This is a genomic window from Streptomyces sp. AK08-02, assembly GCF_033795085.1.
GTDB lineage: Bacteria > Actinomycetota > Actinomycetes > Streptomycetales > Streptomycetaceae > Streptomyces > Streptomyces echiniscabiei.
Genome location: NZ_JARAZV010000001.1, coordinates 842,041 through 868,245 on the forward strand (window position 1 = coordinate 842,041; position 26,205 = coordinate 868,245).

The 26,205-nt window shown below is 70.8% G+C and carries 20 protein-coding genes; 16 read left to right on the forward strand and 4 right to left on the reverse strand.

Features of this window, described 5'->3' with window-relative positions:
* Window position 1: 1 nt before the first annotated feature.
* From PV734_RS03500 to PV734_RS03520, 5 genes are read left to right on the forward strand one after another with little or no spacing between them, the layout of a single operon-like run.
* Window positions 2-6,172 carry a type I polyketide synthase gene (locus PV734_RS03500; RefSeq protein ID WP_319288731.1) on the forward strand — a complete coding sequence of 2,057 codons (6,171 nt, stop codon included), beginning with the start codon at window positions 2-4 and terminating at the stop codon, window positions 6,170-6,172.
* 39 nt (window positions 6,173-6,211) lie between these two features.
* Window positions 6,212-7,084 (forward strand): 3-hydroxyacyl-CoA dehydrogenase family protein, encoded by an 873-nt coding sequence (locus tag PV734_RS03505; RefSeq protein WP_319098575.1) that lies wholly within the window; start codon window positions 6,212-6,214, stop codon window positions 7,082-7,084.
* 5 nt (window positions 7,085-7,089) lie between these two features.
* Complete coding sequence (locus tag PV734_RS03510) at window positions 7,090-7,356, forward strand: acyl carrier protein (protein WP_319098576.1); 267 nt, start codon at window positions 7,090-7,092, stop codon at window positions 7,354-7,356.
* On the forward strand, window positions 7,349-8,464 hold the full coding sequence (locus tag PV734_RS03515) for an acyl-CoA dehydrogenase family protein (RefSeq protein ID WP_319098577.1): 1,116 nt from the start codon (window positions 7,349-7,351) through the stop codon (window positions 8,462-8,464). Before PV734_RS03510 ends, PV734_RS03515 begins: the two co-directional genes overlap by 8 nt.
* Window positions 8,461-9,600: an HAD-IIIC family phosphatase gene (locus PV734_RS03520; RefSeq protein WP_319288732.1), complete on the forward strand. Its 1,140-nt coding sequence runs from the start codon at window positions 8,461-8,463 to the stop codon at window positions 9,598-9,600. Before PV734_RS03515 ends, PV734_RS03520 begins: the two co-directional genes overlap by 4 nt.
* A 75-nt stretch (window positions 9,601-9,675) precedes the next feature.
* Here PV734_RS03520 and PV734_RS03525 read toward each other — a convergent pair whose 3' ends face one another.
* The 3 genes from PV734_RS03525 to PV734_RS03535 form a co-directional block, all read right to left on the reverse strand.
* Window positions 9,676-10,344 (reverse strand): O-methyltransferase, encoded by a 669-nt coding sequence (locus tag PV734_RS03525; protein ID WP_319098579.1) that lies wholly within the window; start codon window positions 10,342-10,344, stop codon window positions 9,676-9,678.
* Between the two features lie 149 nt (window positions 10,345-10,493).
* Complete coding sequence (locus tag PV734_RS03530) at window positions 10,494-10,817, reverse strand: hypothetical protein (RefSeq protein ID WP_319098580.1); 324 nt, start codon at window positions 10,815-10,817, stop codon at window positions 10,494-10,496.
* 19 nt (window positions 10,818-10,836) lie between these two features.
* Window positions 10,837-11,622 (reverse strand): thioesterase II family protein, encoded by a 786-nt coding sequence (locus PV734_RS03535; protein ID WP_319098582.1) that lies wholly within the window; start codon window positions 11,620-11,622, stop codon window positions 10,837-10,839.
* A 173-nt stretch (window positions 11,623-11,795) separates the two neighbouring features.
* Here PV734_RS03535 and PV734_RS03540 point away from each other — a divergent pair, with 173 nt between their 5' ends.
* The 5 genes from PV734_RS03540 to PV734_RS03560 all read left to right on the forward strand — a co-directional run bounded on the left by PV734_RS03540 (window position 11,796) and on the right by PV734_RS03560 (window position 18,235).
* The gene (locus PV734_RS03540; protein ID WP_319098583.1) at window positions 11,796-12,653 is read left to right on the forward strand and encodes a metallophosphoesterase; all 858 of its coding nucleotides are present in this window, start codon (window positions 11,796-11,798) and stop codon (window positions 12,651-12,653) included.
* Complete coding sequence (locus tag PV734_RS03545; protein ID WP_319098584.1) at window positions 12,650-13,330, forward strand: 4'-phosphopantetheinyl transferase family protein; 681 nt, start codon at window positions 12,650-12,652, stop codon at window positions 13,328-13,330. The genes PV734_RS03540 and PV734_RS03545 overlap by 4 nt, the downstream gene beginning before the upstream one ends.
* Before the next feature lie 180 nt (window positions 13,331-13,510).
* Window positions 13,511-15,559: a BTAD domain-containing putative transcriptional regulator gene (locus PV734_RS03550; protein ID WP_319098585.1), complete on the forward strand. Its 2,049-nt coding sequence runs from the start codon at window positions 13,511-13,513 to the stop codon at window positions 15,557-15,559.
* A 338-nt stretch (window positions 15,560-15,897) separates the two neighbouring features.
* The gene (gene ccrA, locus PV734_RS03555) at window positions 15,898-17,298 is read left to right on the forward strand and encodes a crotonyl-CoA carboxylase/reductase (protein WP_319098586.1); all 1,401 of its coding nucleotides are present in this window, start codon (window positions 15,898-15,900) and stop codon (window positions 17,296-17,298) included.
* Between the two features lie 70 nt (window positions 17,299-17,368).
* Window positions 17,369-18,235: a 3-hydroxybutyryl-CoA dehydrogenase gene (locus PV734_RS03560; RefSeq protein ID WP_319098587.1), complete on the forward strand. Its 867-nt coding sequence runs from the start codon at window positions 17,369-17,371 to the stop codon at window positions 18,233-18,235.
* A 187-nt stretch (window positions 18,236-18,422) separates the two neighbouring features.
* Here the strand turns inward: PV734_RS03560 and PV734_RS03565 are convergent, their stop codons facing one another.
* Window positions 18,423-19,625 (reverse strand): IS110 family transposase, encoded by a 1,203-nt coding sequence (locus PV734_RS03565; RefSeq protein ID WP_319288733.1) that lies wholly within the window; start codon window positions 19,623-19,625, stop codon window positions 18,423-18,425.
* A 211-nt stretch (window positions 19,626-19,836) separates the two neighbouring features.
* Between PV734_RS03565 and PV734_RS03570 the strand changes: the two genes are divergently transcribed.
* The 6 genes from PV734_RS03570 (at window position 19,837) to PV734_RS03595 (ending at window position 25,840) form a co-directional block, all read left to right on the forward strand.
* The gene (locus tag PV734_RS03570; RefSeq protein WP_319098877.1) at window positions 19,837-20,331 is read left to right on the forward strand and encodes a VOC family protein; all 495 of its coding nucleotides are present in this window, start codon (window positions 19,837-19,839) and stop codon (window positions 20,329-20,331) included.
* 66 nt (window positions 20,332-20,397) lie between these two features.
* Entirely contained in the window at window positions 20,398-21,216 is an 819-nt protein-coding gene (locus PV734_RS03575) for a phytanoyl-CoA dioxygenase family protein (protein ID WP_319098878.1), read from the forward strand.
* A complete protein-coding gene (locus PV734_RS03580; protein WP_319098879.1) occupies window positions 21,213-21,548 on the forward strand; it encodes a hypothetical protein in 336 nt (111 codons plus the stop codon). The genes PV734_RS03575 and PV734_RS03580 overlap by 4 nt, the downstream gene beginning before the upstream one ends.
* Window positions 21,549-21,689: 141 nt before the next feature.
* The gene (locus PV734_RS03585; protein WP_319098880.1) at window positions 21,690-22,484 is read left to right on the forward strand and encodes an LppX_LprAFG lipoprotein; all 795 of its coding nucleotides are present in this window, start codon (window positions 21,690-21,692) and stop codon (window positions 22,482-22,484) included.
* Window positions 22,485-22,592: 108 nt separating this feature from the next.
* The gene (locus tag PV734_RS03590; RefSeq protein ID WP_319098881.1) at window positions 22,593-23,219 is read left to right on the forward strand and encodes a class I SAM-dependent methyltransferase; all 627 of its coding nucleotides are present in this window, start codon (window positions 22,593-22,595) and stop codon (window positions 23,217-23,219) included.
* Window positions 23,220-23,626: 407 nt separating this feature from the next.
* On the forward strand, window positions 23,627-25,840 hold the full coding sequence (locus PV734_RS03595; protein WP_319288734.1) for a DUF262 domain-containing protein: 2,214 nt from the start codon (window positions 23,627-23,629) through the stop codon (window positions 25,838-25,840).
* Window positions 25,841-26,205: the final 365 nt, after the last annotated feature.

The window sequence follows — 26,205 nt, forward strand, 5'->3', positions numbered from 1 at the left end:
GATGTCCACGCACAAGGTGGTCGAGGCACTGCGCGCCTCCCTGCTGGAGAACGAGCGGCTGCGCGGGGAGAACGGGCGGCTCCGCGACGAGTCCCGGGAACCGGTCGCCATCGTCGCCATGAGCTGCCGCTACCCCGGCGGGGTCCGTACCCCGGAGGACCTGTGGCGGCTGCTGGCCGAGGAACGCGACGCCGTCAGCGAGTTCCCGGCCGACCGGGGCTGGGACGCCGCCGACCTGTACGACCCCGACCCGGACACCCCGGGCACCTCCTACACCCGGGAGGGCGGCTTCCTGCACGACGCCTGCGGCTTCGACGCCGGCTTCTTCGGGATCTCGCCGCGCGAGGCACTGGCCATGGACCCACAGCAGCGGCTGCTCCTGGAGACCTGCTGGGAGGCCGTCGAACGCGGCGGCATCGACCCGCTGTCCCTGCGCGGCAGCCGCACCGGGGTGTACGCGGGCGTCATGTACAACGAGTACGGCGCCCGGCTGGGCCGGATACCCGAGGACGTCGAGGCGTTCATCGGCACCGGCACCGTACCCAGCGTGGTCACCGGCCGGATCGCCTACACCCTCGGCCTGGAGGGCCCGGCCGTCACGATCGACACCGCGTGCTCGTCGTCGCTGGTCGCCCTCCACCTGGCCTGCCAGGCGCTGCGGGCAGGGGAGATCGGCCTCGCCCTGGCGGGCGGCGTCACGGTGATGTCCACACCGAGCCTGTACGTCGGGTTCAGCCGCCAGCGCGGCCTCGCGCCCGACGGCCGCAGCAAGTCGTTCGCCGCGGCCGCCGACGGAGCCGGGTTCGGCGAGGGCGTCGGTGTCCTCCTCCTGGAACGGCTGTCGGACGCCCGGCGCAACGGCCACCCCGTGCTGGCCCTGGTCCGCGGCTCGGCGGTCAACCAGGACGGTGCCAGCAACGGCATGACGGCCCCCAACGGGCCCTCCCAGCAGCGGGTGATCCAACAGGCGCTGGCGGCCGCGGGAATCCCGCCCGCGGAGGTCGACGCGGTGGAGGCGCACGGCACGGGCACCGTCCTCGGCGACCCCATCGAGGCGCAGGCACTGCTCGCCACCTACGGCAGGGGCCGCCCGGCGGACCGGCCGCTGCTGCTCGGCTCGCTCAAGTCCAACCTGACCCACACCCAGGCCGCCGCCGGGGTCGGCGGCATCATGAAGATGGTGCTCGCGATGCGCCACGGCCTGCTGCCCCGCACCCTGCACATCGACCGGCCCACCCCCCAGGTGGACTGGACCGAGGGCGACATCGCCCTGCTCACCACCGCCACCCCCTGGCCGGACAACGACCACCCGCGCCGCGCCGGCGTCTCCTCCTTCGGCGCCAGCGGCACCAACGCCCACACGGTCCTGGAGGCGCCGCCCGCCGAGCCGGAGACGCCCACGGACGCCGGGGACGCGGCCCCCGCCCCCGTCGCCTGGCTGCTCTCGGCCAAGGGAGAGACGGCGCTGCGCGCCCAGGCCGCCGCCCTGCACGCGCACCTCACCGACGACCTGCGGGCACGTCCCCTGGACATCGGGTTCTCGCTGGCCACCAGCAGGTCCCGCTTCGCCGACCGCGCCGTCGTCGTCGGCGACGACCGCCCCGCCCTGCTGTCCGGCCTGGCCAGGCTGGCCGCCGGACGGCCCCACCCGGCGGTCGTCAGCGCCCGCGCCCGGCCCGGACGGAAGGCAGTCTTCGTCTTTCCCGGCCTCGGCTCCCAGTGGCCCGGCATGGCCGCGCGACTCCTGGACGAGTCACCGGAGTTCGCCGCACGCATCGCGGAGTGCGAACAGGCCCTCGCCCCGTACCTCGACTGGCCGGTCACGGCGGTGCTGCGCGGCGAGCCGGACGCACCGGGCCTGGACCGGGTGGACGTCCTGCAGCCCGTCCTGTTCTCCGTGATGGTGTCGCTGGCGGCGCTCTGGCGGTCGTACGGGGTCGAGCCGGCGGCGGTCGTCGGCCACAGCCAGGGCGAGGTCGCCGCCGCCTGTGTCGCGGGCGCCCTCAGCCTGGAGGACGCGGCCCGGGTGGTGGCGCTGCGCAGCCGGGCACTGGCCGGCCTCGCCGGAGGCGGCGGCATGGCCACCGTGGTCCTGTCCCGGGCCGAACTCGCCCCCTACCTGGAACGCCGCTCGGGCAAGGTGACGGTCGCCGCGGTCAACGGCCCGCGTGTGCTGGTCGTCGCCGGGCCGGGCGACGAGGTCGGGGCCCTGGTCGACGAACTCGCCGCCGAGGGCGTCATGGCCTGGCGCATCCCCGTGGACTACGCCTCGCACTCCGACGACGTCAGCACCGTACGGGACCGGCTGGGCGAGGACCTGGCCGGTCTCACCCCCGGCGCCCCCGCCGTACCCCTGATGTCCACGGTGGACGCCGACTGGATCGGCGCCGGTGACCTCACCCACGACTACTGGTACCGCAACCTCCGTCAGACCGTCCGCTTCCACGACGCGATCCGTCTGCTCCTCGACGCCGGGCACCGCACCTTCGTCGAGGTCAGCCCGCACCCGCTGCTCACCTACGGCATCGGTGACACAGCCGCCGACGCCGGCGCGGACGACGCCGTGGCGCTGGGCACCCTGCGCCGCGACGAGGGAGGCCTGAACCGGATGCTGCTGGCGCTCGGCGAGGCACACGCGAACGGCGTGGGCGTCGACTGGCGGCGCGCGTTCGACGGCACCGGGGCGCGCCGCACCGACCTGCCGACGTACGCCTTCCAGCGCACGCACTACTGGCTCGACGTACCCACGCACGCCGGGGATCCCGAGTCGGCGGGCCAGACGGAGACGGGGCATCCGCTGCTGACCGCCGCCGTGGACCTGCCGGACGGCGACGGCGTCCTGTTCACCGGGCGTCTCTCGCCGCGCACCCATCCGTGGCTCGCGGACCACGCGGTGTCGGGCACGGTGCTGCTGCCCGGTGTCGCCTTCGTGGAGATGGCCGCCCACGCCGCCGCCCATGTCGGCTGTACCACGGTGGAGGAACTCACCCTGGCCGCACCCCTGGTGCTCGCCCCCGACGAGGCCCGGCGGCTGCGGCTGACCGTGGACGCGCCCGGCCCCGACGGCCGCCGGACGGTGGCGCTGTACTCCCGCCCCGACGACCCCGACTCCGCCGAACCCTGGGTACGCCACGCGGCGGGCACCCTCGCGGACATCCCCCTACCCGCGCCCGGAGACGCCCGGCGATGGCCGCCCGGCGACGGCGCCCGGCAACTGGACCTCGACAGCCTGTACGCGGACTTCGAGGCGGCCGGGGTCCACTACGGGCCCCTCTTCCAGGGACTGCGCGCCGCCTGGCGGAGCGGTGACGAGATCCACGCCGAGGTGGCCCTGCCGGAGTCCGCGCCGGGTGTCCGCGAGAGCGGCTTCGCCGTCCACCCGGCTCTGCTCGACGCCGCGCTGCAAACGGTCGCCCTGCGCCCCGACGCCACCGACTCCGGCCGTCCGGGAGACGTTCCGCTGCCGTTCTCGTGGCACGACGTCACCCTCGCCCCGGCGGCCGACCCGGTCCTGCGGGTCGTGCTGCGGCCGGCGGAGCAGGGCGGTGACGCCGTGTCGGTGCGGGTCACCGACCGCACCGGACGCCCGGTCGTCACGGTCGGCGCCCTGACCCTGCGGGCGGCGGCGGGCGCCCCCGCCGCGGCCGAACGGTCGCTGTTCCGGCTCGACTGGACACCGCTGCCCGCCACCGAGCCGTCCACCGGCACCCGGGCCGTCACGCTCGGCGTGTCCGACGGCGAGCTGCTGCCGGCCGGATTCCGGGCCGACCGGTGCCCCGACCTCGCCGACGTGCCCGACACGTCCGACGTGGTGCTGGCCCTGTGCCCGCCCGCCGCGATCCCGGGCCCCGAGGGGGCCCGAACCGCCGTGGGCGCGCTACTGGCCCTGCTCCAACGCTGGCTGGCGGCGCCCCGGTTCACCGACACCCCGCTGGTGGTGCTCACCCGTGGCGCGGTCGACCTCGACGGTACGGAGGCGGACCTCGCGGGCGCCGCGGTCTGGGGACTGCTGCGCACCGCCCAACTGGAGCACCCCGGCCGCTTCGTGCTGCTGGACACCGACGGCGGCGACGGCCTCGAAGCCGCTATCGCCACCGCCCTGGCCGAGGGGGAGCCCCAACTGGCCCTTCGCGACGGCGTCTTGTACGCACCCCGCCTGGTCCGTCCGCCCGCCGCCCCCGGCCGGGCCCCGGCGTTCGACCCCGCCGGGACCGTCCTGATCACCGGCGGCGCGGGCACCCTCGGCGGACTGGTGGCCCGGCATCTGGTCACCTCCCACGGTGTACGGCACCTGCTGCTGCTCGGCCGCCGGGGCACCGCGACCGAGGGCATCGCCGAACTCACCGGCGAACTGACCGCCGCCGGAGCCGAGGTCACCGTCGCGGCCTGTGACGTGGCCGACCGGGAGGCGCTGGCCGGCGTACTCGCGGCGATCCCCCCGGAGCACCCGCTGCGTGCCGTGGTGCACACGGCCGGCGTACTGGACGACGGCACGCTGGAGGCGCTCACCCCGCGACGCCTGGCGGCCGTGCTGCGCCCCAAGGCCGACGGCGCCTGGAATCTGCACGAGCTGACCCGGGACCACGACCTGACGGCATTCGTCCTGTTCTCCTCCTCCGCCGGTGTCTTCGGCAGCCCCGGCCAGTCCGCCTACGCGGCCGCCAACGCCTTCACCGACGCCCTGGCCGCCGCCCGCCACCGGGCGGGGCTGCCCGGCACGTCCCTCGCCTGGGGCCTGTGGGAGCGGCGCACCGCCCTCACCGCGGCCCTCAGCGAAACCGACCTGCGGCGGATGGCACGCGGCGGGGTGCGCGCGCTGCCCACCGAGGAGGGTTTGGCCCTGTTCGACGCGGCGCTGGCGGGCGACGACCCCGTACTCGCACCGGTGGGCCTGGAGCTGAGAGCCCAGCGCGGCGGCGGCCCCGTGCCGCCCCTGCTGCGCTCGCTGATCCGGACCCCCGCGGCCCGCCGCCGCGGCCAGGACCCCGACGTGTCCCTGCGGCCCCGGCTGGCCGCCGCCCCGGAGGCGGAGCAGGGCGAGATCCTGCTGCGGCTGGTGCGGACGCACGCGGCCGAGGTGCTCGGCCACGCCGACCCGGACGCGCTGTCCCCGGGCGACGCGTTCCTGGAGGCCGGCTTCGACTCGCTGACCGCCGTCGAACTGCGCAACCGCCTCGCGGCCGGGCTCGGGCTACGGCTGCGCCCCACCGCCGTACTCGACTCCGCGACCCCGGCCCGGCTGGCCGAGTACCTACGGGCGGAACTCGCCCGGAGTTCCGCGCCGGGAGCCGGACAGCCGGCCGGTGAACCGCGGCACGACCCGGTCAGCGCCCTGTTCCGGCAGGCGTGCGAGGCGGGCCGGATCCACGCCGGCATCCAGATCCTCCAGCAGGCCGCGAAACTCCGCCCCGACTTCGGGTCCGGGGCCGACCTGCCGCTCTCGCCCGGCCGACGGCCTGAGCTGCTACGGCTGCACGTCCGTGACGACGCGCCGGAACTGGTCTGCTTCGCCTCGGTGGTGGCGCTCGGCGGAGCCCACCAGTACAGCCGCTTCGCGTCCGCCTTCCAGGGCCGGTACGGCGTCAGCGCGCTGGACGCGCCGGGCTTCGCCCCCGACGAGCCGCTGCCCGCCGACATGTCCGCGCTGCTGGACTTCCAGACCGAGGTACTCCGACGGCGCCTCGGCGACCGCCCGAAGGTCCTGCTCGGCTCCTCCTCGGGCGGCACGCTCGCCCACGCCGCCGCCGCCCGTCTCGAAGCCCTCGGCGCCGGCCCGGTCGCGGTCGTACTGCTGGACACCTATCTGTCCGACGACCGGGCCATGACCCAGTTCGACGATGTGCTGGTCAGTGGCATGTTCGAACGAGAGGACCGCGCCGCCCCCATGGACGGCACCCGGCTGACCGCGATGGGCCGCTACTTCCAACTCCTCGACGACTGGGCGCCGCCCCCCGTCAAGGCGCCCGTCCTGCTCGTCCGCGCCTCACGTCCGCTCGCGACGCCGGCCCCGGACAGCGACATCGACTGGCGGGCCTCATGGCCGTCCGCGCATTCCGTCCTGGACGTACCCGGAAATCACTGGTCAATGATGGAACAGCATCTGGAGACGACGGTCGAAGCCGTCACCGGATGGCTCGAGTCGACGGTTCCCGAATTCGGCCGGAGCCGGTGAAACGTCTTTCCGAACCTTTTGGAAATGAAGTGGAGCGAAATGTCTGAGAACAATTCAGGTGATGTGCGGACGGCGTCACGCATCACCGTCCTGGGCGCCGGCGTCATGGGCGTGGGTATCACCACCCTCGCGATCGGCCACGGTGTGCCGGTGACACTCGTCGACGTCGACCAGGTCAAACGCGAGGAGGCGGAGGGCCGGATCGCCCACGAACTGCGGCTGGCGCGACTGATGGGCGCGCTGCCGGACGACGTTCCCGCCGGGGAACTCGTGATCGGTGATTCGGTGTCGGACGCGGCCGGTTCCATCGCGGTGGTAGAGGCCGTCACGGAAATCGCGGAACTCAAGGAGAAAGTGATCGCGGAGGTTTCTGCCGCTGTTTCACCTGGTACTCTCCTGATATCCAACACGTCGTCCATTCCGATTGATGAACTGGCCTCGGCGGCCGTGCGTCCGGCGGAACTCGTCGGCACGCATTTCATGAATCCGTCCTATCTCATCCGCACGGTCGAGGTCATTCGTGGCGCCCGCACCGGCGAAGCGGCCATGGACGCCGTACGGGACCTGCTCGCCACCCTCCGCCGCCAGGCCGTCGTGGTGCGGGACGCCCCGGGCTTCGTCACCAGCCGGGTCCTCCACCCGATGATCAACGACGCGGCGCGGGTGGTGCAGGAGGGCACGGCGACCGCGGAGGACGTCGACGCGCTCATGCAGGGCTGCCTGGGGCACGCCACCGGCCCGTTGCGCACCGCGGACCTCATCGGCATCGACAACCTCGTCGACTCGCTGAACGTGCTGTACGAGCGCACCGGCGACGGCGGCTGCCGTCCCTGCGACCTGCTGCTGGAGAAGGTGCGGGCAGGCGACATCGGCCGGAAGTCCGGCCGTGGTTTCTACGCATACGAAGGGTGAAGGTCATGACCATGCCATCGGAGACCGTGGAGAAGGAACTCCTCGACTTCCTTGAGGTCCGCACCAAGACCGTGTGGGAGGCGGACACGGACCTCTTCGCGTCCGGCGGGCTCTCGTCCCTGTTCGCGATGGAACTCGTCGTCCATCTGGAGAAGTCGTACGACATCTCGATCCGGGGAGCCGACCTGCGGCTGGACAACTTCCGTACGGTCGAGGGCATGGCGGCCCTGGTCCGCCGGCTGCGAGCGGCCGCAGGGGACACCGGTGAGTGACCGTCTTGCCGAGGCGACGGCCTCGGTCACCGGCCTGGTCGGTGACCGGGCCGGTGACTGGGACCGGTCGGGTCTGCTCCCGGCCGAACTGCTGAGAAAGCTGGGCGCCGCCGGGCAGTTGTGCACCGGCGTGCCCGCCGAACTCGGCGGCCTGGGCTGGGACAGCCGCACCGGCGGCGAGTTCACCGCGCACGTCGGCAGCCTGTGCAGTTCGCTGCGCAGTGTCATGACCTCCCAGGGCATGGCCGCCTGGACCATCGAACGGCTGGGCACCGACGCACAGCGCCGGGAACTGCTGCCCCGTCTCACCTCGGGCGAACTGGCCGCCGTCGGCTTCAGCGAGCCCCAGGCCGGCAGCGACCTGTCCGGCATCGACACCCGGATCACCGCGGACGGCGACGGCGTCGTGGTCGACGGTCACAAGGTATGGATGACGGCGGCTCACTACGCCGACCTCCTCATCGTCTTCGGGCGGCTGGGCGAAGGCGGCGCCGCCGTGATCGTGCCCGCCCGGGCACCCGGCGTCCACGTGCGACGGGTCGCCGATCCACTCGGCTGCCGCGCCGCCGGACACGCCGAGGTCCGCCTCGACTCGGTGCGCCTCCCCGCCGACAGCGTGCTGGGAGGCGAGGGCCTGTCCCTGCCGCTGCTCGTGACCACCGCCCTGGCCTACGGGCGGATGTCGGTCGCCTGGGGGTGCGTCGGAATCCTGCGCGCCTGTCTGGCCGCCACCACCCGGCACGCCTCGTCCCGCACGCAGTTCGGGCAGCCGCTCGCCCGCCACCAGCTCGTCGCCAGACACCTGGCCGACCTGTTCGTCGGGGAGCAGGTCGCCACCCGCGCCTGTGAACACGCCAGCGACTGCTGGGACAACGGTTCGCCGGACATGGTGATCTCCACCATCCTCGCCAAGCACGTCAGCGCCGGCCACGCGGCCCGCGGCGCCGCGTCGGCCGTGCAGGTCATGGCCTCGGCGGGCGCCCAGGACGGCCACCCGGTGGCCCGTGCCTTCCGGGACGCCAAGCTGATGGAACTCATCGAGGGCAGCAACGAGATGTGTGAACTGATGCTCGCCCAACACGCGTTGACAACTGTGGAGCGGTCATGAGCGACAAGACCGGCGCCGAAGCGCCGGCCATGGTGAAGTGCCTGGTCTGGGATCTGGACAACACCCTCTGGCAGGGCACACTGCTGGAGGACGCGGAGGTACGGCTGCCCGACGCGATACGAACGGCCGTCGTCGAACTGGACTCGCGAGGCATCCTGCAGTCCGTGTGCAGCCGCAACGACCACGACCTCGCCTGGGCGCGCCTGGAAGAGCTGGGCATCGCCGAGTACTTCGTCCTGCCCGAGATCGGCTGGGGCCCCAAGTCCGAGGCGGTCAGACGCATCGCCGAAGGCCTGAACTTCGCCCACCGGACCATCGCCTTCATCGACGACCAGCCCGCGGAGCGGGCCGAAGTGGCCTACCACCTCCCGGACGTACGCTGCTACCCGGCCGAGGAGGCACTGGCCCTCACCGACCTGCCCGAGTTCAGCCCCGCCGTCAGCACGGTGGACTCCCGGCGCCGGCGGGAGATGTACCAGGCCGGTTTCCGCAGGGAGAGCGAACGGTCCGACTTCGACGGGCCCGACCAGGAGTTCCTGCGTTCCCTCGAACTGGTGATGCGCATCGAGCGGGCCACCGCGGAGGAGATCACCCGCGTCGAGGAACTCACCCTGCGCACCAGCCAGATGAACGCCACCGGAGTGCACTACTCGGACCGGGCGCTGCGCGACCTGTTGGCGGATCCCGACCACGAGGTCCTGGTCACCAGCCTCACCGACAGGTTCGGACCCCATGGAGCCGTCGGCGTGATGCTGTTGGAGAAGCACCCGGCCGTGTGGCATCTGAAGCTGCTTGCCACGTCCTGCCGTGTGGTCTCCTTCGGCGCCGGATCGGTCATCCTGAACTGGCTGGTGAGCCAGGCCGCCGCGGCCGGGGTCCATCTGGTGGCCGACTTCCGCAGGACGGACCGCAACCGCATGATGGAGGTCGCCTACCGGTTCGCGGGATTCGACGAGGAGCCCTGCGCCTGCCGGGACGCCGTGGTGACCGCGCACGCGCGGACCGGGGGAGCGGAAGAGGCCGAGCGGCTGCACCTGGCCGCGGCACCCCAGCCCCTCTCCGCGACGATCCGACTGGTCGCGCCCGACCTGGCCGTGCGGCCCGCCGCCGACACCTCGGTGGCTGCCGGGGCCTGACCGTGCGACAGAAGACCTCGCCGCGTGGAAACACGCGGCGAGGTCCGAGGCACGAGTACAGCGCTGTGGGCGCCGTCAGACGTCCTTGCGCCGTGCGAGCGTGATGCCGTCGGCCATGGTGAGCATGCTCAGCTCCACCCGTTCGTCCTCACGCAGCCGGGCGTTGAGTTCACGCACACCGGCGGTGTCGGCGTCCGTGAACCCGGGATCGGCGACCCGGCCGAAGAAGAGCGTGTTGTCGACCACGACGAGGCCGCCGGGCCTGAGCAGCTCCAGGGACAGTTCGTAGTACCGCGGATAGTTCGCCTTGTCCGCGTCGATGAACACCAGGTCGAAGGTCCTCGCGCCCTCGTCGGCGAGCAGCCCCGCCAGGGTTTCGGCCGCGTCGCCCACCCGCAGGTCGATCACGGAGTCCACCCCGGCCCGCTTCCAGTACTCCGCGCCGATCGACGGCCATCGGTCGGTGATGTCGCAGGTCACCAGCCGTCCACCGAGAGGCAGGGCACGGGCCATGCACAGGGTGCTGTAGCCGGTGAAGGTGCCGATCTCCAGCACCGCGTTCGCCCCGGTGAGACGGACCAGCAACGCGAGCAACTGCCCCTCCTCGGCGGGCACCTGCATGGCCGTGCCGGCGGGCAGCCCGGCGGTCACCTCCCGCAACTCGCGCAGGACGTCGTCCTCGCGCAGTGAGGTCTCCCTGACGTAGTCGAGAAGCCGTGGGGTCATACCGATCTGCTCAGCCATGAGTGAATCTCCGTCCCGGTGGGAGTCGGCGTGGAACGTGAGCCGCGCGGGGATTCCGTGCGGGAGCAGGCACAGGCGCCGGGCGTCGACGTCAGGTGGAGGTCCGTACGAGGGCAGGTCCCGGCCCGATCCGCCCGGCACCGGGGGTCTCAGGCGCCGGCGGGCCCGAGACGCGGGGAGACCTGAGGGCGGTGGCCGCCGACGCCCTCGTCGTCGGCGCCGTGCCACAGGCCGGAGTCGTAGGGCATGTCGGACACCTTCACGGCGGACCGGTCGCCCGCCGCCGGGTGCGCGGGCGACCCGCCGACAAGTTCACCGACGAGTGCGGCGACGTTGACACGCAGCCGCTCCACGTCGTCGACGAGTTTGAGGAACACGGTCGGCTCACCGAGCCTGGACGATCGCATCGAGTCGACGCAGCGGGCCAGCCGGTCGATGGTGCCGAGCAGTTCTCCGATGTCAGCTCCGGACATGATGCCCCTCCGTCTCGGCCTAAGCGGTGCCCGCGCCGAAGACCGGGAGCGAGCTGAGATGGTCGCGGACGGTGCCGTGCACCGCCTCCGGATGATCGTTCAGAAAGAAGTGGCCGCCCTTGAAGACATGCGTGACGAACGGCCCTTCGGCGTACTCGCTCCAGGCCTCGACCTCCCGCACGGACGCGCGCGGGTCAGCGTCCCCGGTCAGTGCCACGACCGGGCAGCGCAACGGCGGTCCCGGTACGTGTACGTACGTCTCCGCCGCGCGGTAGTCGCCGCGGATGGCGGGCATGACCATCTGCAGGATCTCCGGATCGGCCAGCGCCACGGCGGCGGAGCCGCCCAGCAGTTCCAACTCCCGCAGGATTCCCCGGTCGTCGCGCTGGTGGATGTACTCACTGCGCTCGAAGTGTGGCGCCCGGCGCCCCGAAAGGAACACGGTGACCGGGCTGTTCGCCCCGCCCGCGCGCTCCAGACGGCGTGCCACCTCGTAGGCGAGGGTGGCGCCCATGCTGTGGCCGAACAGCGCCAGCGGCCGGTCGTCGGCCCGCTCCGTCAGTACCGGCAGCAGCCGGTCGACCAGCTCGGGCACGTTGTCGACGCACTTCTCGGACCACCGGTCCTGCCTGCCCGGGTACTGCACGGACAGTACTTCCGCCGTCGGCGCCAGCGCACCCGACATGGCGTGGAAGGAACTCGCCGATCCGCCGGCATGGGGGAAACAGACCAGCTGTGTCCGGGCCTCGGGGGCAGCCACGAAGCACCGGAGCCACAGGTCCGGTTCGTCGGCGCTACGATCCATCGTCCGCCTGTCCTCCGTCCGAGTAGGTCATGCGCCTTTCGGCACGATACGGAGGTTAGGCAGCCCTGCCCGGCAGCGGCCACCCCTAGCCAACCCCTACAGCCCCCAGAGTTCTCGCGGGCCACCCCAGATCCACTGCCTCGGTGCGGGTGCCGCCCGGTAGAAAGTGCCGTATGAGATCTTCCGGACAGGCATCAGGCAGGCTCATGGCAACAAGCGATCTACATGTGGCCTATCCGGAGAACCGGCGGCTCACAGCCGGTATACGTCCTCAATCCGACGCCGACTGGCTCATCGTGGCCGGTGATGTCGGGGAGATTACCGAGGACTTCACGTGGGCGCTGAAGTTGTTGAGGGAACGTTTCGACACTGTTATCTGGGCACCTGGCAACCACGAACTGTGGACTCCCGCGAGTGACCCCGTCCAGTTGCGCGGCGAAGAACGTTACCTCCACCTCGTCGACATCTGCCGTCGGCTCGGGGTGCTCACACCTGAGGACCCCTACCCCGTGTGGGAGGGGCCGGGCGGCCCCGTCACGATCGCCCCCCTCTTCGTTCTGTACGACTACAGCTTCCGCACCCCCACAGCCACGACCAAGGAGCAGGCGCTGGCCCAGGCGTACGAGGCCGGCGTGGTGTGCACCGACGAAATGCTCCTGCACCCCGATCCGTACCCGAGCCGCGAGGCGTGGTGCCAGGCCCGGGTGACGGAGACGGAACGCCGGCTCGCCGAACGCGATCCGGAGCTGTCGACCGTTCTCGTCAACCACTACCCCTTGGTACGGGACCCGACAAGGGTCCTGTTCCATCCGGAATTCGCCCAGTGGTGCGGAACCGAACAGACCGCCAAGTGGCATCTGCGGTACAACGCCACGGCAGTGGTCTACGGGCATCTGCACATCCCCCGCACGACCTGGCACGACGGAGTCCGATTCGAGGAGGTCTCGGTCGGCTACCCCCGCGAACACCGGCAGCGCGGGATGCCCCGAGGCGTCCTGCGCCAGATTCTTCCGGCGGTGACACCCTCGTGATCGACCGACTTCTGCCCGCCACCACCGCCTCCGCCTGGGCCCGGGAGGACCTCACCGACACCCGGCTGTTCCCCGAGGAGGAAGCGGCGCTCGGGGACGCGGTGGACAGGCGCCGCCGGGAGTACACCACCGTACGGGCCTGCGCCCGCCGCGCCCTGGCGCAGCTGGGCCTGGATCCGGCCCCGGTCGTCCCGGGACACCGGGGGGCGCCGCGGTGGCCGGACGGCGTGGTCGGCAGCATGACGCACTGCGCCGGTTACCGTGCCGCCGCCGTCGCCCGTGCGACCGACATCGCCGCCGTCGGGATCGACGCCGAACCCCACCAGGCCCTGCCGGACGGGGTGCTGGACGTGGTGGCCCGGCCCGAGGAACGCTCCTGGATCGCTGGTGCCGACAGCGGCTCAGGCGTGTGCTGGGACCGGCTTCTGTTCGGCGCCAAGGAAGCCGTCTTCAAGGTCTGGTACCCGCTCACGGGCCGGGAACTGGACTTCGAGGAGGCCAGCGTCACCTTCGACCCCCGGGAACGCACCCCGGGGTATGTGTCGGGCGTCTTCGCCGCCCGGCTCCTGGTGCCCGGCCCCCGCCGGCTGACGGAACTCACCGGCCGCTGGATGGTGGGCGGCGGGCTGTCCCTTGCCGTCGTCGTGCTGCCCGCCCCGGCGCCCGGACCGGGGTGACGGCTGCGAGAAGAAAGGTTCCGCCCACTGTCCGGTCGTGTGGCGCATGCGCGCGCGGCATGCCACGGGGGATCGCACGGTCGGCGGAAATCGCGTCACGTTTTTCGTAGGGGTGAGCAGTTCATGGAGTTCTTGTTGCTAGGTCCTCTGGTCATCCGGTCGGGCGGGAACGAGTTGAGGGTGCCCGCCCCCAGGCAGCGGGTCATCCTCGCGGCCCTCGTGCTCAACGCGAACCGTGTGGTCCCCGTGGACAACATCGCCAGCTTCGTCTGGGACGGCACCCCGCCGCCCAGCGCCGCCGCAACCATCCGTACGTACGTCATGAGGCTGCGTCAGGTGCTGGGCAACGCCGGGCGGGCGCGCATCACCACCCGCGCCCCCGGCTACCTGATCGAGCTGGATGACGACGAGACCGACCTGGGACGGTTCACCGCCCACCGAAAGGCGGCGGGCGCCCTGGCCGAGTCGGGCCGGACCGCGGAGGCTGTCGAGGAACTCGGCAGGGCGCTCGCCCTGTGGCGGCACGACCCGCTGATGGACGTACCCTCCCGCACCCTCCACGACGTCGAGGCCTCCCATCTGCAGCGACTCCACCTGCAGACCCGTATCTGGCGGGTGGACCTGGACCTCGAACTGCAGCGCCACGCCGAGATCCTGCCCGACCTGTGGCAGATGGCGCGGGAACACCCGCTCCACGAGGGACTCATCGGCCGTCTCATGCTGGCGCTCTTCCGTTCCGGTCAGCAGCCGGAAGCCCTCGACCTGTTCCAGCGCACCCGAGCCGCGCTGATCGACCAGCTGGGGACCGAACCCGGCTCCGAACTGCGCGCCGTCCAACGGCGCATACTGCGGGCCGAGGACGAACCGCCGCAGCACCGGGGCGACTTCCACGAGCACGGGGAAGGACGGGGCGGGCCGGGACGATCCTGGCCGGGCTGGCCGACACCGGCCCAACTGCCGCAGGGGATCACGGACTTCACCGCCCGCGCCGAGGAGACCGGCGAGCTGGGACGTCTGCTGCGCGGCGAGGCGTCCCCCGTCGGTCCGGCCACGACGGTCGTGGTCACCGGAGCCGGCGGAATCGGCAAGACCGCACTGGCCCTGCACGTGGCGCACGCCGTGCGCGCCGACTTCGCCGACGGGCAGATCTATGTGGATCTGGAGGGCAGCACCGGACACACCGCCCAACCCGCCGAGGTTCTCACCCGGTTGCTCGTCGGACTGGGCGTACCCGACGTCGCGGTGCCGAAGACCATGGCCAACCGGATCTCCCTCTTCCGGTCCCTGGTCGCCGACCGCCGGATGCTCATCGTGCTCGACGACGCCGCGAACGCCGCACAGGTCCGGCCCCTCATCCCCGGCAGCGGCGGAAGCCGGGTGATCGTCACCAGCCGCCACCGCCTCGCGGACCTCGAAGGCGCGCACGGTGTCGCGCTCCACGCCCTCGACGAGGACGCCTCGCTGGAGCTGCTGGAACGGATCACCGGCCGTCGGCGGGTCGACGCCGAACGGCCGGCCGCCCGGCGGCTCGTCGCCGCCTGCGCCGGTGTGCCCCTGGCCCTGCGCATCGTCGGCTGCCGCCTCCGTGACCGCCCCCGCCGCAGCCTCGGCGCCCTCGCCCACCGCCTGCTCGGAAACCGGCGGCTGCTCGACGAACTGCACGTCGGCGACCTCGCGGTGCGAACCGGCCTGGACACCGGGTACGCCACCCTGCGCGACAGGTCCGTACACGGCATCGACCTCGCTGCCGCATTCCGCACGCTCGGCGCCGGCAACACCTCCTACGTCCGCCGTGACGCGGCGGCGGAGCTGCTCAACTGCTCCGAGGAGAACGTGGAGGACGTACTCGACGTGCTGGTGGACGCACACCTGCTGCGCGAGCACGACCAGGCCCGCTACCACCTGGACGCCCTGGTGAGGGCATACGCCCTGGAACGCGCCGAGGACGAGGAGAGCCTGGACCAGCGGGTGAGATCACTGCGCTGTCTGCTCCGGTGGTATCTCCGCACCCTCGACCGGGACGCCCGCCCCTTCGCGTCGGGGGTTCCCGAGCGGACGTACCTGCCGCGCAGACCGACCGCGGAGTGGACCGACGACGACCGCGCGGGACTCGTCGAGGCCCTTGCCGAGGCGGAGCGGACAGGCCTCGAAGCGGTCGGCCGACAGTTGGTCGGCGAACTGCGGGCACTCCTGCCGTCGCACGCCCTGCCGCGCGCGGCCTCCGGATGATCCGCCGTCGCAGACGCGCCCCGCCCCTCCGGGGGCGGCAGGCACGTCACGGCAGGCCGGGACGCTGGTAGGGGGCCGCCGCCAAGGGTTGGCAGCCCTCCCTGACCCCCATAGCGTCGCCGGCATCACGGGGTACGGGGGCAGTCGGCCCGACCGCCGAAGCCCGTACCACCGCGTACCGCCGAAGTCCGCACCGCGGCACGGCACCCGGTGACCCCGCTCGCGGGCGCCGGGCGATCCCTTCCTTCTCCCGCAGCCGTCGTCTCCCGTCCGGCCGTCCCACGGCCCTTCCGTGCCCGCCCGCGGGCAACCAGTGATGACAATCGAGGAGCCCCACCATGGACACCCTGGCCGAAGCGGTGCTCGCCGGCGCGCCCCCGGAACAGCTGGCGCAGGAACCCGTGCCCCGCGAGTACACCGCCGTCCATCTGAGCGTCGACGACCTGGACGTGTTCGGTGACGCCTCCGACAGGGATGTCCGCCGTACCCTGCGGGTCGGACCGGTGCCCATGCCCGAACTGGCCGTGGACGAAGTGCTGGTCGCGGTGATGGCCAGCTCGATCAACTACAACACGGTGTGGTCGGCGACCTTCGAGCCGGTGCCGACCTTCAACTTCCTGCGAAAGCTCGGCCGACAGGGCGGTTTCGCCGCCCGGCACGACCTGCCACAGCACGTCGTCGGTTCGGATGCCGCCGGAGTCGTCGTCCGCACCGGGGCAGGCGTACGGCGCTGGGGAGTGGGTGACCACGTCGTCGTCAGCTGCGTCCAGGTGGACGACCAGGAACCCGCCACGCACGCCGACGGCATGCTCGGCGCCGAGCAGCGGATCTGGGGCTTCGAGACGAACTTCGGCGGGCTGGCCCACTACGCGGTGGTGCGAGCCGGTCAGCTACTGCCGAAGCCGGCCCACCTGACCTGGGAGGAAGCCGCCTCGATGATGCTGTGCGCGGCGACCTCCTACCGGATGCTCGTGAGCGACCGGGGGGCCCGCATCAAACAGGGCGACGTCGTACTGATCTGGGGTGCCACCGGCGGACTCGGCGCCTACGCCGTGCAACTCGTCAAGAACGGTGGTGGCATCGCCGTGGGCGTGGTCAGTACGGAGGAGAAGGCCCGACGGGCGCGTCAGCTCGGCTGCGACGTGGTCATCAACCGCGCCGACATCGGCCTCGACGGCGACCTCGGCGACCGTCCGGACGCGAGCATTGATGCGGGCAAACGCCTCGGAAGGATCATCCGCGCCGAGACCGGCGAGGACCCGCACGTCGTGTTCGACTACATAGGCCAAGCCACGTTCGCCCTCTCGGTCTTCGTCGTCCGCCGCGGCGGGACCGTGGTCACCTGCGGATCCAGCACCGGCTATCAACACCACTTCGACAACCGGTACTTGTGGATGCACCTGAAACGGATCGTGGGCAGTCACGCCGCGAACCTGCAGGAGCAGTCGGAGTGCAACCGGCTGTTCCGCCTCGGTCACCTGGTTCCGGTCCTCTCCACCGTCTACCCGCTCGCCGACACGGCCGAGGCCGCCCGGCTCGTACAGACCAACCGGCACACCGGCAAGGTGGGCGTGCTGTGCATGGCACCCCGGCCTGGGCTCGGAGTGACCGACCAGCACCTGCGCAACCGCATCGGCGAGCAGAGGCTGAACCCGCTGCGCGACACCGGCAACCCGGCACGGACGGACTCCGCTCCGCCGCCCGTGGCCACCCCGGTAGCCGCCGCCACGGCCCGATGACGCGCACGACATGAGCCACCCGAACGGCGCAAACGACAACACGGACCGGAATGCTGAAAGGGACGAGGCGATGAGCATCACCATCCAGCGGGTCGGAGTCGTCGGCTGCGGCACCATGGGGTCGGGCATCGCGCAGGTCTGCGCCCTCGCCGGGCTCGATGTCATGGTCGCGGCGGCCTCGGGCGCCTCGCTCGACAGAGGGAGAGCGCGGCTCACCGGATCATTCGACCGAGCTCTGGGCAAGGGGAAAATCACCTCTCAGGACCACGAGAACGCACTCGCCCGCGTGTCGTACACCAGCGACCTGGAGGACTTGGCGGACCGGCAGCTGGTCGTCGAGTCGATCAGCGAGAGCGAGCCGGCCAAACGCGAGCTGTTCGCACGGTTGGACCGGGTGATTCAGGATCCCGAAGCCGTCCTCGCCTCCAACACCTCCTCCATCTCGGTCCTCGGCCTGGCCAGGGCCACCGTCGACGGCGGCCGGGTGATCGGGATGCACTTCTTCAACCCGGTGACCGCCCTGCCGCTCGTGGAGATGGTCAGCACGCTGCTCACGGACGAGAAGACCGCCGTACGGGCGGAGGAGTTCGTGACGGGAGTCCTCGGCAAGCGGATCATCAGGTCTCCCGACCGGGCCGGCTTCACGGTCAACGCCCTGCTCATCCCGTACCTCCTGTCCGCCGTCAGGATGGTCGAGTCGGGCCACGTGTCGGCGGACACCGTGGACGACGCGATGACACTCGGCTGCTCCCACCCGATGGGCCCGCTGCGGCTCGCCGACCTCATCGGCCTGGACGTGGTCGCCTCCATCGCGGAAACCCTCCACGAGGAGTTCCGGGAGCCCCACTACGCCCCGCCTCCGCTCCTACGACGCATGGTCGAGACCGGCATGCTGGGACGCAAGACGGGCCAGGGCTTCCATCACTACGACCGGTGACGGCCACATCGCGTGTCACGGGCGCGGACGGCCCTGAGCCGTCCACCTCGGTCCGACCTGAAAGAGGGTGAGAATTTTCGGAGGTCGGCGGTCCGGGGATGTCGATAACGTGCCATCGGCTCCGTCCCAGGGGCATCAGCGGCCACCACCGGCCGCACGAGGGAGAAGGAGAATCTCAATGACCGTGTCAAGCCGCCTGCGTGACCGGCGGGACGGAGGTGAACAGCCTCATGTCACGCAGCATGGCCCACAGGACGTCGACCCGGCGGCGGGCGAGCGCGAGCAGCGCCTGAGTGTGGATCATGCCTTCGGCGCGTTTCTTGAGGTAGTAGTCCCGCGACGGGCCCGGTCGCATCATCGCGGACTGTGCGGACATGTAGAACAGCCAGCGCAGGCGCCGGTTGTAGCGTTTGGGGCGGTGGTGGTTGCCGGTGCGGCGGCCGGAGTCGCGGGGCACTGGGGCCAGGCCGGCATGCGAGGCCAGGCGCCCGGCGTCGCGGTAGCCGGACAGGTCACCGACGATGGCGACGAACTCGGCGCCCAGGATCGGGCCCATGCCCGGCATCGACTCGATGATCTCGGCGCGGTCGTCGGCGCGGAAGGTCTCGCGGATCTCCCGGTCGTTGTCCTTGATCCGCTCGTCCAGGGCCAGGAGCTGGTGGGCGAGGTCGCGCACCAGCTTGGCCGCCTGCCCCTCGCCGGGCAGGGCGGTGTGCTGGGACTGGGCGGCCTCGACGGCCTTGGCCGCGATGTCACCGGCGCCGCGAACCTTGCGGCGTTCCAGCCAGGTGGTCAGCCGCTTGACGCCGATCCGGCGCAGTGCGGCCGGGGTCTGGTATTCGGTCAGCATCACCACCGGGCCTCTGGCCGCGGAGTAGTCGAAGGCCCGTTCCAGCGCAGGGCAGATGCCCACCAGCAAGTCGCGCAGCCGGTTGACGAGCCGGACCCGGTCGGCGATCAGGTCGCGCCGGTAGCCGGTCAGCAGCTGCAGCGTGGAGACCAGCTCCGGCGGAGTCTCGATCGGGGTGAAGTCGCGGCGCATGCGGGCCTGGTCGGCGATGACCAGGGCGTCCTTGGCGTCGGTCTTTCCCTCGCCGCGGTAGGCGCCGGTCATCCGGTTGACGGTGCGGCCGGGCACGTAGACGACTTGCTGGCCGTGCGCGATGAGCAGGGCCAGCAGCAGGGCGGAGGCCCGGCCGGAGATGTCCACGGCCCACCGCACCTCGTCGGCCTTCTCTCGGGCCGTGTCGATCAGAGTCAGGATCTGGGCCTCGTCGTTGATCACCTTCGTCGAGAACAGCGCCTCGCCGCCGGTGTCCACCGCCACCGCCCAGTGGTGGCCCTTGCCGGCGTCGATGCCGACCCATATCCGCGCGTGCCGGGTAGTCAACCGCGTCGCTCCGTTCCTCCGTGACCAGCACTTCCACGGCCCGAAGAACACTCCGCCGACAGGTCCTTAACCAGCGATGCCCGCAGTTCTCAATCAGCAGTCGGAGCGTCCCAGAGGACCGGGCGGCCATTCTCCTGGAGCCATCAACGGCAAACCGTCATCAGCCACACCCGGTCCTCCCGGACCGCCCAACATTCTTAAGGAAGCCGCCATGGCGATTCAGCGGATGGACAACGTCGGCATCGTCGTCGAGGACCTGGACGCCGCCGTCGCGTTCTTCGTGGAACTCGGTATGGAGCTTGAGGGCAGGGCGGAGGTCGAGGGCCTCGTCGCCGACCAGTGCACCGGACTCGACGGCGTCCGATGTGACATCGCGATGGTCCGGACCCCGGACGGTCACAGCCGACTCGAACTGGCGAAGTACCGCAGCCCTGCGGCGGTCAGCTCCGGCCCGCGCGACCAGCCGCACAACATTCTGGGCACGCACCGCGTCATGTTCGCCGTCGACGACCTCAAGGACACGGTTGCCCGCCTGCGCCCTCACGGCGCCGAACTCGTCGGAGAGATCGCCCAGTACGAGGACAGCTATCTGCTCTGCTATGTCCGCGGACCGGAGGGCATCATTGTCGGGCTGGCCGAGCAACTGCGTGGACAGGGCCGAAGCGCACTGATCAGCCGAGGTGAACCAGGAAGTCACCTTCGGTGAAAATCCACCAGTGGTGGTGAGCCGGACCCACGCGCCGGACCTGGCGCGTTCCCTACCGTGGTGGACATGACGACAACAAGAGAGCGCCTGCTGAGCTCTGTGCGGATGGCGCACTTCGTCGCCCATGGCTCGCTGCGCATGGACGCCGTGGTGCCCGCGGAGATGAACACCGAGGCCATGGACGTCTTCGCCGCCGGCATCCCGTCGGTGCCCTACGGCACGCCGGTTTCCGAGGCATACCCCGAGGGATCCTTCGTACGGCGGCTCGTCGAAGTACCCGAGGTCGCGGGCGCGCTGCGCAGTCTCGTCGGACCCGAGCCGAACATCGACCATCACTTCGTGCACGTCCGGGAGCCCCGAGAGGGCGCGGCACAGCCGTTGCACGGGGACGCGGTCATCGACGTCCGGCCCGACGCGTTCGACGTGCAGCTCATGTACTACCCGCAGCGGGTGACGCTGGAGATGGGCGGCACGCTCAGCGTGCCCGGCAGCCATCTGCGGCGCACGAACGAGAGCGACACCGGCCGCTACCAGAACCTGCGTGGTCAGAGCCGGCTGGTCTGCCCGGCGGGCACTGTGGTGCTTCTGCACCATGGCCTCTGGCACGGCGGCCGTCGCAACGACAGCGACACCCGCCGCTTCATGTTCAAGATCCGCTTCAACCCGACGGTACGGCAGTTGAGGCTGTGGGACACCTCGGACCTGTCGGACCCGGGTGTGGCCCAGGAGCTGAACACCGGCTTCCCCTGGTACGAGCAGGCGACCGGTCGCCTGGAACTCATCAACCGCGTCCTGCTGTGGCGTGCGCTGACCGGCGACGAGGGCTTCGACCTTGATCACTGGGTCACCCGCGTCTCCAACCGACCGCAGGAGGTTTCCGCATGACCACGACCACCCCCGGACCCCCAACCGCCCCTGCCCCTGCCGCCTCCGCGGTCCGCCAGCAGGTGCTGGTGCTGTACCTGGGCACGTCGGCCCTGGACTCCCCGGTCGTCGGCTGGTCGCTCTATGACGGCACCGGCCGCACGTCCCCCACCACCGGCGACAGCGACGAGCCTCCCTACGAGACGGGCCTTGCCGCCCTGTGCGACGGCTGGCGCCTCATCCAGGCGTCTCAGCTGATCCCGCCGTATCCGGGACACGAATACGACGTGTCGTTCCTGAAGCACGAGTTCTTCTTCGAGAAGCTCGTGGATCCGGACGACGCCGGGCGGTGACCGCGCCGGGTGGGCGGGCTTCGGCGGACGGACGCGTGGGTGACAGGGACGAAACCCTCGGGGCCTGCCACGGATTTCGTGCGAAGATCTACAGGCCCCATCGGGCTCCACCTGCCGCAGTATCGATTCCCCGGAGCGCCCATGCGCCACGCCCACCTCCTCGCCACCGCCGTCCTTCTGTTCTGCACTGCCTGCTCCGGCGGTGCGGACAGCGACTCGGCGCAGAGCGCGAAGAAGGCCGTGGACCACGGGGCGGCCGTGCGCGCCGCGATCGAGAAGACGAGCGCGACCAGTGCCCGGGTCGACGAGCAGATCGAACTGCGGTCCGCGGACAACCCCACGACGTACGTCTTCGCGATCGCCGGCGCCTTCGACCTGGCGGGCGACAGGGGCCGGCTCACGGTGGAACTCAAGGACAGCGGCATGGACCCCGTCGAGGAGGTCTTCGCGGGCGACACCGTCTACGTACAGGGCTCGCGGGCGGTGGACGAGGGCAAATGGGCCGCGGCTGCCAGGAGCGAGGCCGTGACCCGCTATTTCCTGCGGGCGCCGCTGAACGACCCCGAGCATCTGTTCCGCCAGCTGAAGGCGATGCGGCAGGTGTCGAACGAGGGCGACGAGCGGGTGAACGGCGTCCCTGCGGTGCACTACCGGGGCACGATCGACCACGCCACCGCGACGCTCCGGATGGCGACGGAGACGAAGCAGAAGATGGATGACCTGCGCGAGAAGCTGGGCGACGACATGCCCGTCTACGCAGACGTGTGGGTCGACGGGAAGGGGCGCGCCGTCCAGGCCCGGCTGTCCTTCTTCGGCGGTATGAAGGCGATGACGACGATGACACTGTCGGACTTCGGGACGCCGGTGAAGGCCGAGGTGCCCCCGGCCGATCAGGTTGTCCCCGTGACGGCGGGCGAGGATGTCCTGCTGGCCTGACCTGAGTGGTGGCGAGCCCTGTAGGCGTCCCTGGTGGCGCCGGTCGGACCGGAGGGATCGCGACATGGACAACCTTGTTGGCCCTGCTGTCGAGGAGGACAGGAGCACATGACCGGACAACGCGATCGGTGGGCTGAACTGACCGGCGGACAAGCCGGGGAAGAGTATGCGGAGCGTTTCGCGCAACTCGCCGCATCGGGCCACGACATCCACGGTGAGGCCACCTTCTGCGCCGCACTGCTGAAGCCGCCCGCCCGGGTACTCGACGCCGGCTGCGGCACCGGCCGGGTCGCGATCCGGCTGGCCGAACTGGGCTACGCCTGCGTCGGCGTCGACGTCGACCCCTCGATGCTGGCCGTGGCCCGCCGCGACGCGCCCACGCTGGAATGGCTCCACAGCGACCTGGCCCACTTGGACGCCCTGGGTCTGAACGCGGGCTTCGACCTGGTGCTCGCCGCCGGAAACGTCATCCCCCTGCTGGCCCCCGGCACCGAACCGACCGTCGTCCGACAACTGGCTGCCGTACTGCGCCCCGGCGGACTGCTGGTCACCGGCATGGGACTGGACGCGGCCCACCTGCCACTGCCGGACCCGTCCGTCACCCTGCCGGACTTCGATCACTGGTGCACCGAGGCCGGACTGACCCTGCGACACCGGTACGCCACCTGGGGCGGCGATCCCTTTGACCAGGACGGCGGTTACGCGGTCAGCGTGCATGCTCGTCCCGCTGCCTGAGCCGGCCAGGGGTACCGACGAGTCGGGGGCTACCACCAAGGGGGCGCTGGTGATGCCGTGACGGGCGAAGGGGTGGTCACCTGCGCGCGGACAGGGAAGGCCAAAGTGGCCGAACTGCTGGTCGATGTGAAACAGGATGCGATGATGCTCATCCCCTGGGGGCGACGGCGAAGTTCTCTGTGAACGCAGCGCGTTCCGTCTCCCGGCCCAGGAAACCGCGCCGTCCGCGCCCCTGAGAACGTCCTGTACGGACTGTTCTCCTCGCACCCTTCGTCCCCACCGCCCCGCCCCCTGAGCCGGACCGTGAGACCAGGAGTTCTTCCCGCGGGTCTGTGTACGCCGTCTGTACTGCGGTGGGATCAGTTGGGACGATGAGGGAGGTGCACCGAGCAGGTGGGGGTGGTTGCATGGGTCCGGACGAGATCAGATCCCAGGGCTTCAGCCTGAAGGAACTGTTCCGTGATGTGGCCTATGAGATCGACTACTACCAGCGTGACTACACATGGGGCGAGGACGAGGTCCGCACCCTGTTACGGGACTTGTGCGACTCCTTCCGGACCTGGTCGGCGGATCCGGTCCATCTGCGCCGTCCCCACACAGCTCCGCAGTACTTTCTCGGGCCCTTCGTCTACTACGAGCCGTCGAAGAACCAGCGCTACCTCGTCGACGGGCAGCAGCGGTTCGTCACCCTCCATCTGATCTTCCTGCAACTGCGGCTGTGGGCGCAGGAGGCCGGATACCCCAGGGCGGTTGACCGGTTGAACCGCGTGATCACGACCGATGGCGACCAGTTCTCGGTCGGCATCACCGATCACGACCCGGTCCTGCGGGCAGTCAGCGAGGGCCGCAAGTACGAGACAGGCGTGGGCGACTCGCTCTCGCGCCGCAATGTGTGGGCACGCGGCCAGCAGATCGAATCCCAGCTTGTGGAGGAACTCGACGCGGAGAAGCTTCACCGGTTCACCGAGTGGTTGCTGGACCGGGTGGTCCTGGTCGGGATCCGGGCGGCCAACGCGGACCACGGCTACCGCATGTTCGAGACGATGAACGACCGAGGCGCCCGCCTCACCGCCGTTGACCTCCTCAAGAGCCACCTGCTGTCCCACGTCGGTTCGGGCGAGGACCAGCTCAACGCACAGTGGCACGAGATGCTGCGGGAGCTGACCACCGACCGGGAGGATTCCACAGCGGCCTCCCGTTTCATCAAGGCCTACCTTCTGGCCCGCTGCGCACGGGAGGGTCTTGACGACGACCGTCGGCAGATCGCAACCAACCTCAATGTGTGGGTGCGACAGAACGCCCTCCACCTCGGCCTGGTCCCCGAACGCCCCGACAACTTCGTGCGGTTCGTCCAGGACATGCTGAAGACGGCCAGGCTGTTTCGGCCCATCCTCGCGGCCGGCCGTGAACTCAAAAAGGACGGCGATCGCCTGGAGGCGGTGCTCTTCAACGAACGCAACGGCCTCAGTGTCCAGGCCGTCGCCGTTCTCGCCGCCATGCGTTCCGACGACCAGCCGTCCGACGCCAAGGACAAGGGCCGTCTCGTCGCCGCCTACCTGGACCGCTGGTACGCCCTGCGTGTTCTCCAGGACCTGCCTGTCCAGTCTGCGGATGCCGACACCCTCGTCCACGCCACCCTCGTCCCCCTCCTGCGCAGGTGCCGCACGGTCACCGACGTCGCCCGCGTACTGGGGGATCTGGTACTGCACGACGCAGGCTCGATCCGGGACGCGGGCACCTTGGGGCTGCGCGGCAACAACGCCCACCAGATCCGCTACCTGCTGGCCCGCGCCACCGCATACGTCGAAGAGGCCTGCCGGCGGCCCTACGACGTGCTCGCGTACCTCGACAGGGATCGGTTCCACATCGAGCACCTGTGGGCGAAACATCACCACAGGGTGGAGAAGGAGATCCCCGACGGGGTCGTCTTCCGCAGCCTGCGCAACCAACTCGGCGGCCTGGGCCTGTTGATGGGACGCGAGAACTCCAGCATCAACGACCTGCCGCTCCACGACAAAGCCGCCCTCTACGCCCGCAGCAACGTCCTGCTGGGCATCATCGCTCCTGGCTACGACCGCCGGAACCCGCTCCTGCGCGATCTCGTCAAGACGCACCAGCTCGACAAGACCCTCCGGTCGTTCGGGCCCAGCGAGAGCATGACCACGGTCATCGCGACTCGCCAGGAGCTGTACCTGAGTCTGTTCGAACGCATCTGGGACCCCCAGCGCCTGGGTATGCCCGTCGACCTGCCGACCGCGCAGAACGACCGCAACGAGCCGTCCAGCCACGCCCGGCAGACCACATCCCGGCGCAGACCGGTCACAGGGGGCCGTCGCACGGATGTCGCCAGGATGATCGACGCCCAAGTCCTCACCGTCGGCACACGGATCGTGCTCACCTATCGTTCCGCCGACCACTGGGCCACCATCGACGAGAGTGGCGGCATCATCCTCACCGCGACCGGCGGCACCCCCTACGGACGGGCTGACGAAGCGGGCGCCGTCGCCCGCGGCACCAAAACCTGCCAGGGCATGAACGAATGGCACGTCGAGGACGAAGGCGGCATGCGCACCAGCCTGCGGACCCTGCGCGATCGCGCCGTGGAGTCCGGAGCCCTCTGACCAGGCAGATAATCTCCCTCATGCCTGTCCGTGCGTTGTCATGACGTCGGGCGCGGGATGCGCCCTCACGTCTGACCGTGGCTCCTGTGAGCAACAACCGCCCTGGGCCTCGTCGTCCGCTGTCGGTCTTGTAACTGTCAGGCCCTGCTGCCGTTCTCGGCCGGCACCAAGCCGAGAACGACGGGCAGCGGGCCACCATGACGTCGCCGTCCACATCGACGAAGCGGGAATCAGACTGCTGCTCGGACCACGGCGATGACCAGGCGAATGGACCACCGCTCTGTCCGGCGAGCCGAGCTTCACCTGGTCTTCGCCGAGCATCGCTGACGTCAGGAAGATGCCGCACGCCTGCGCCGGGACCGGTC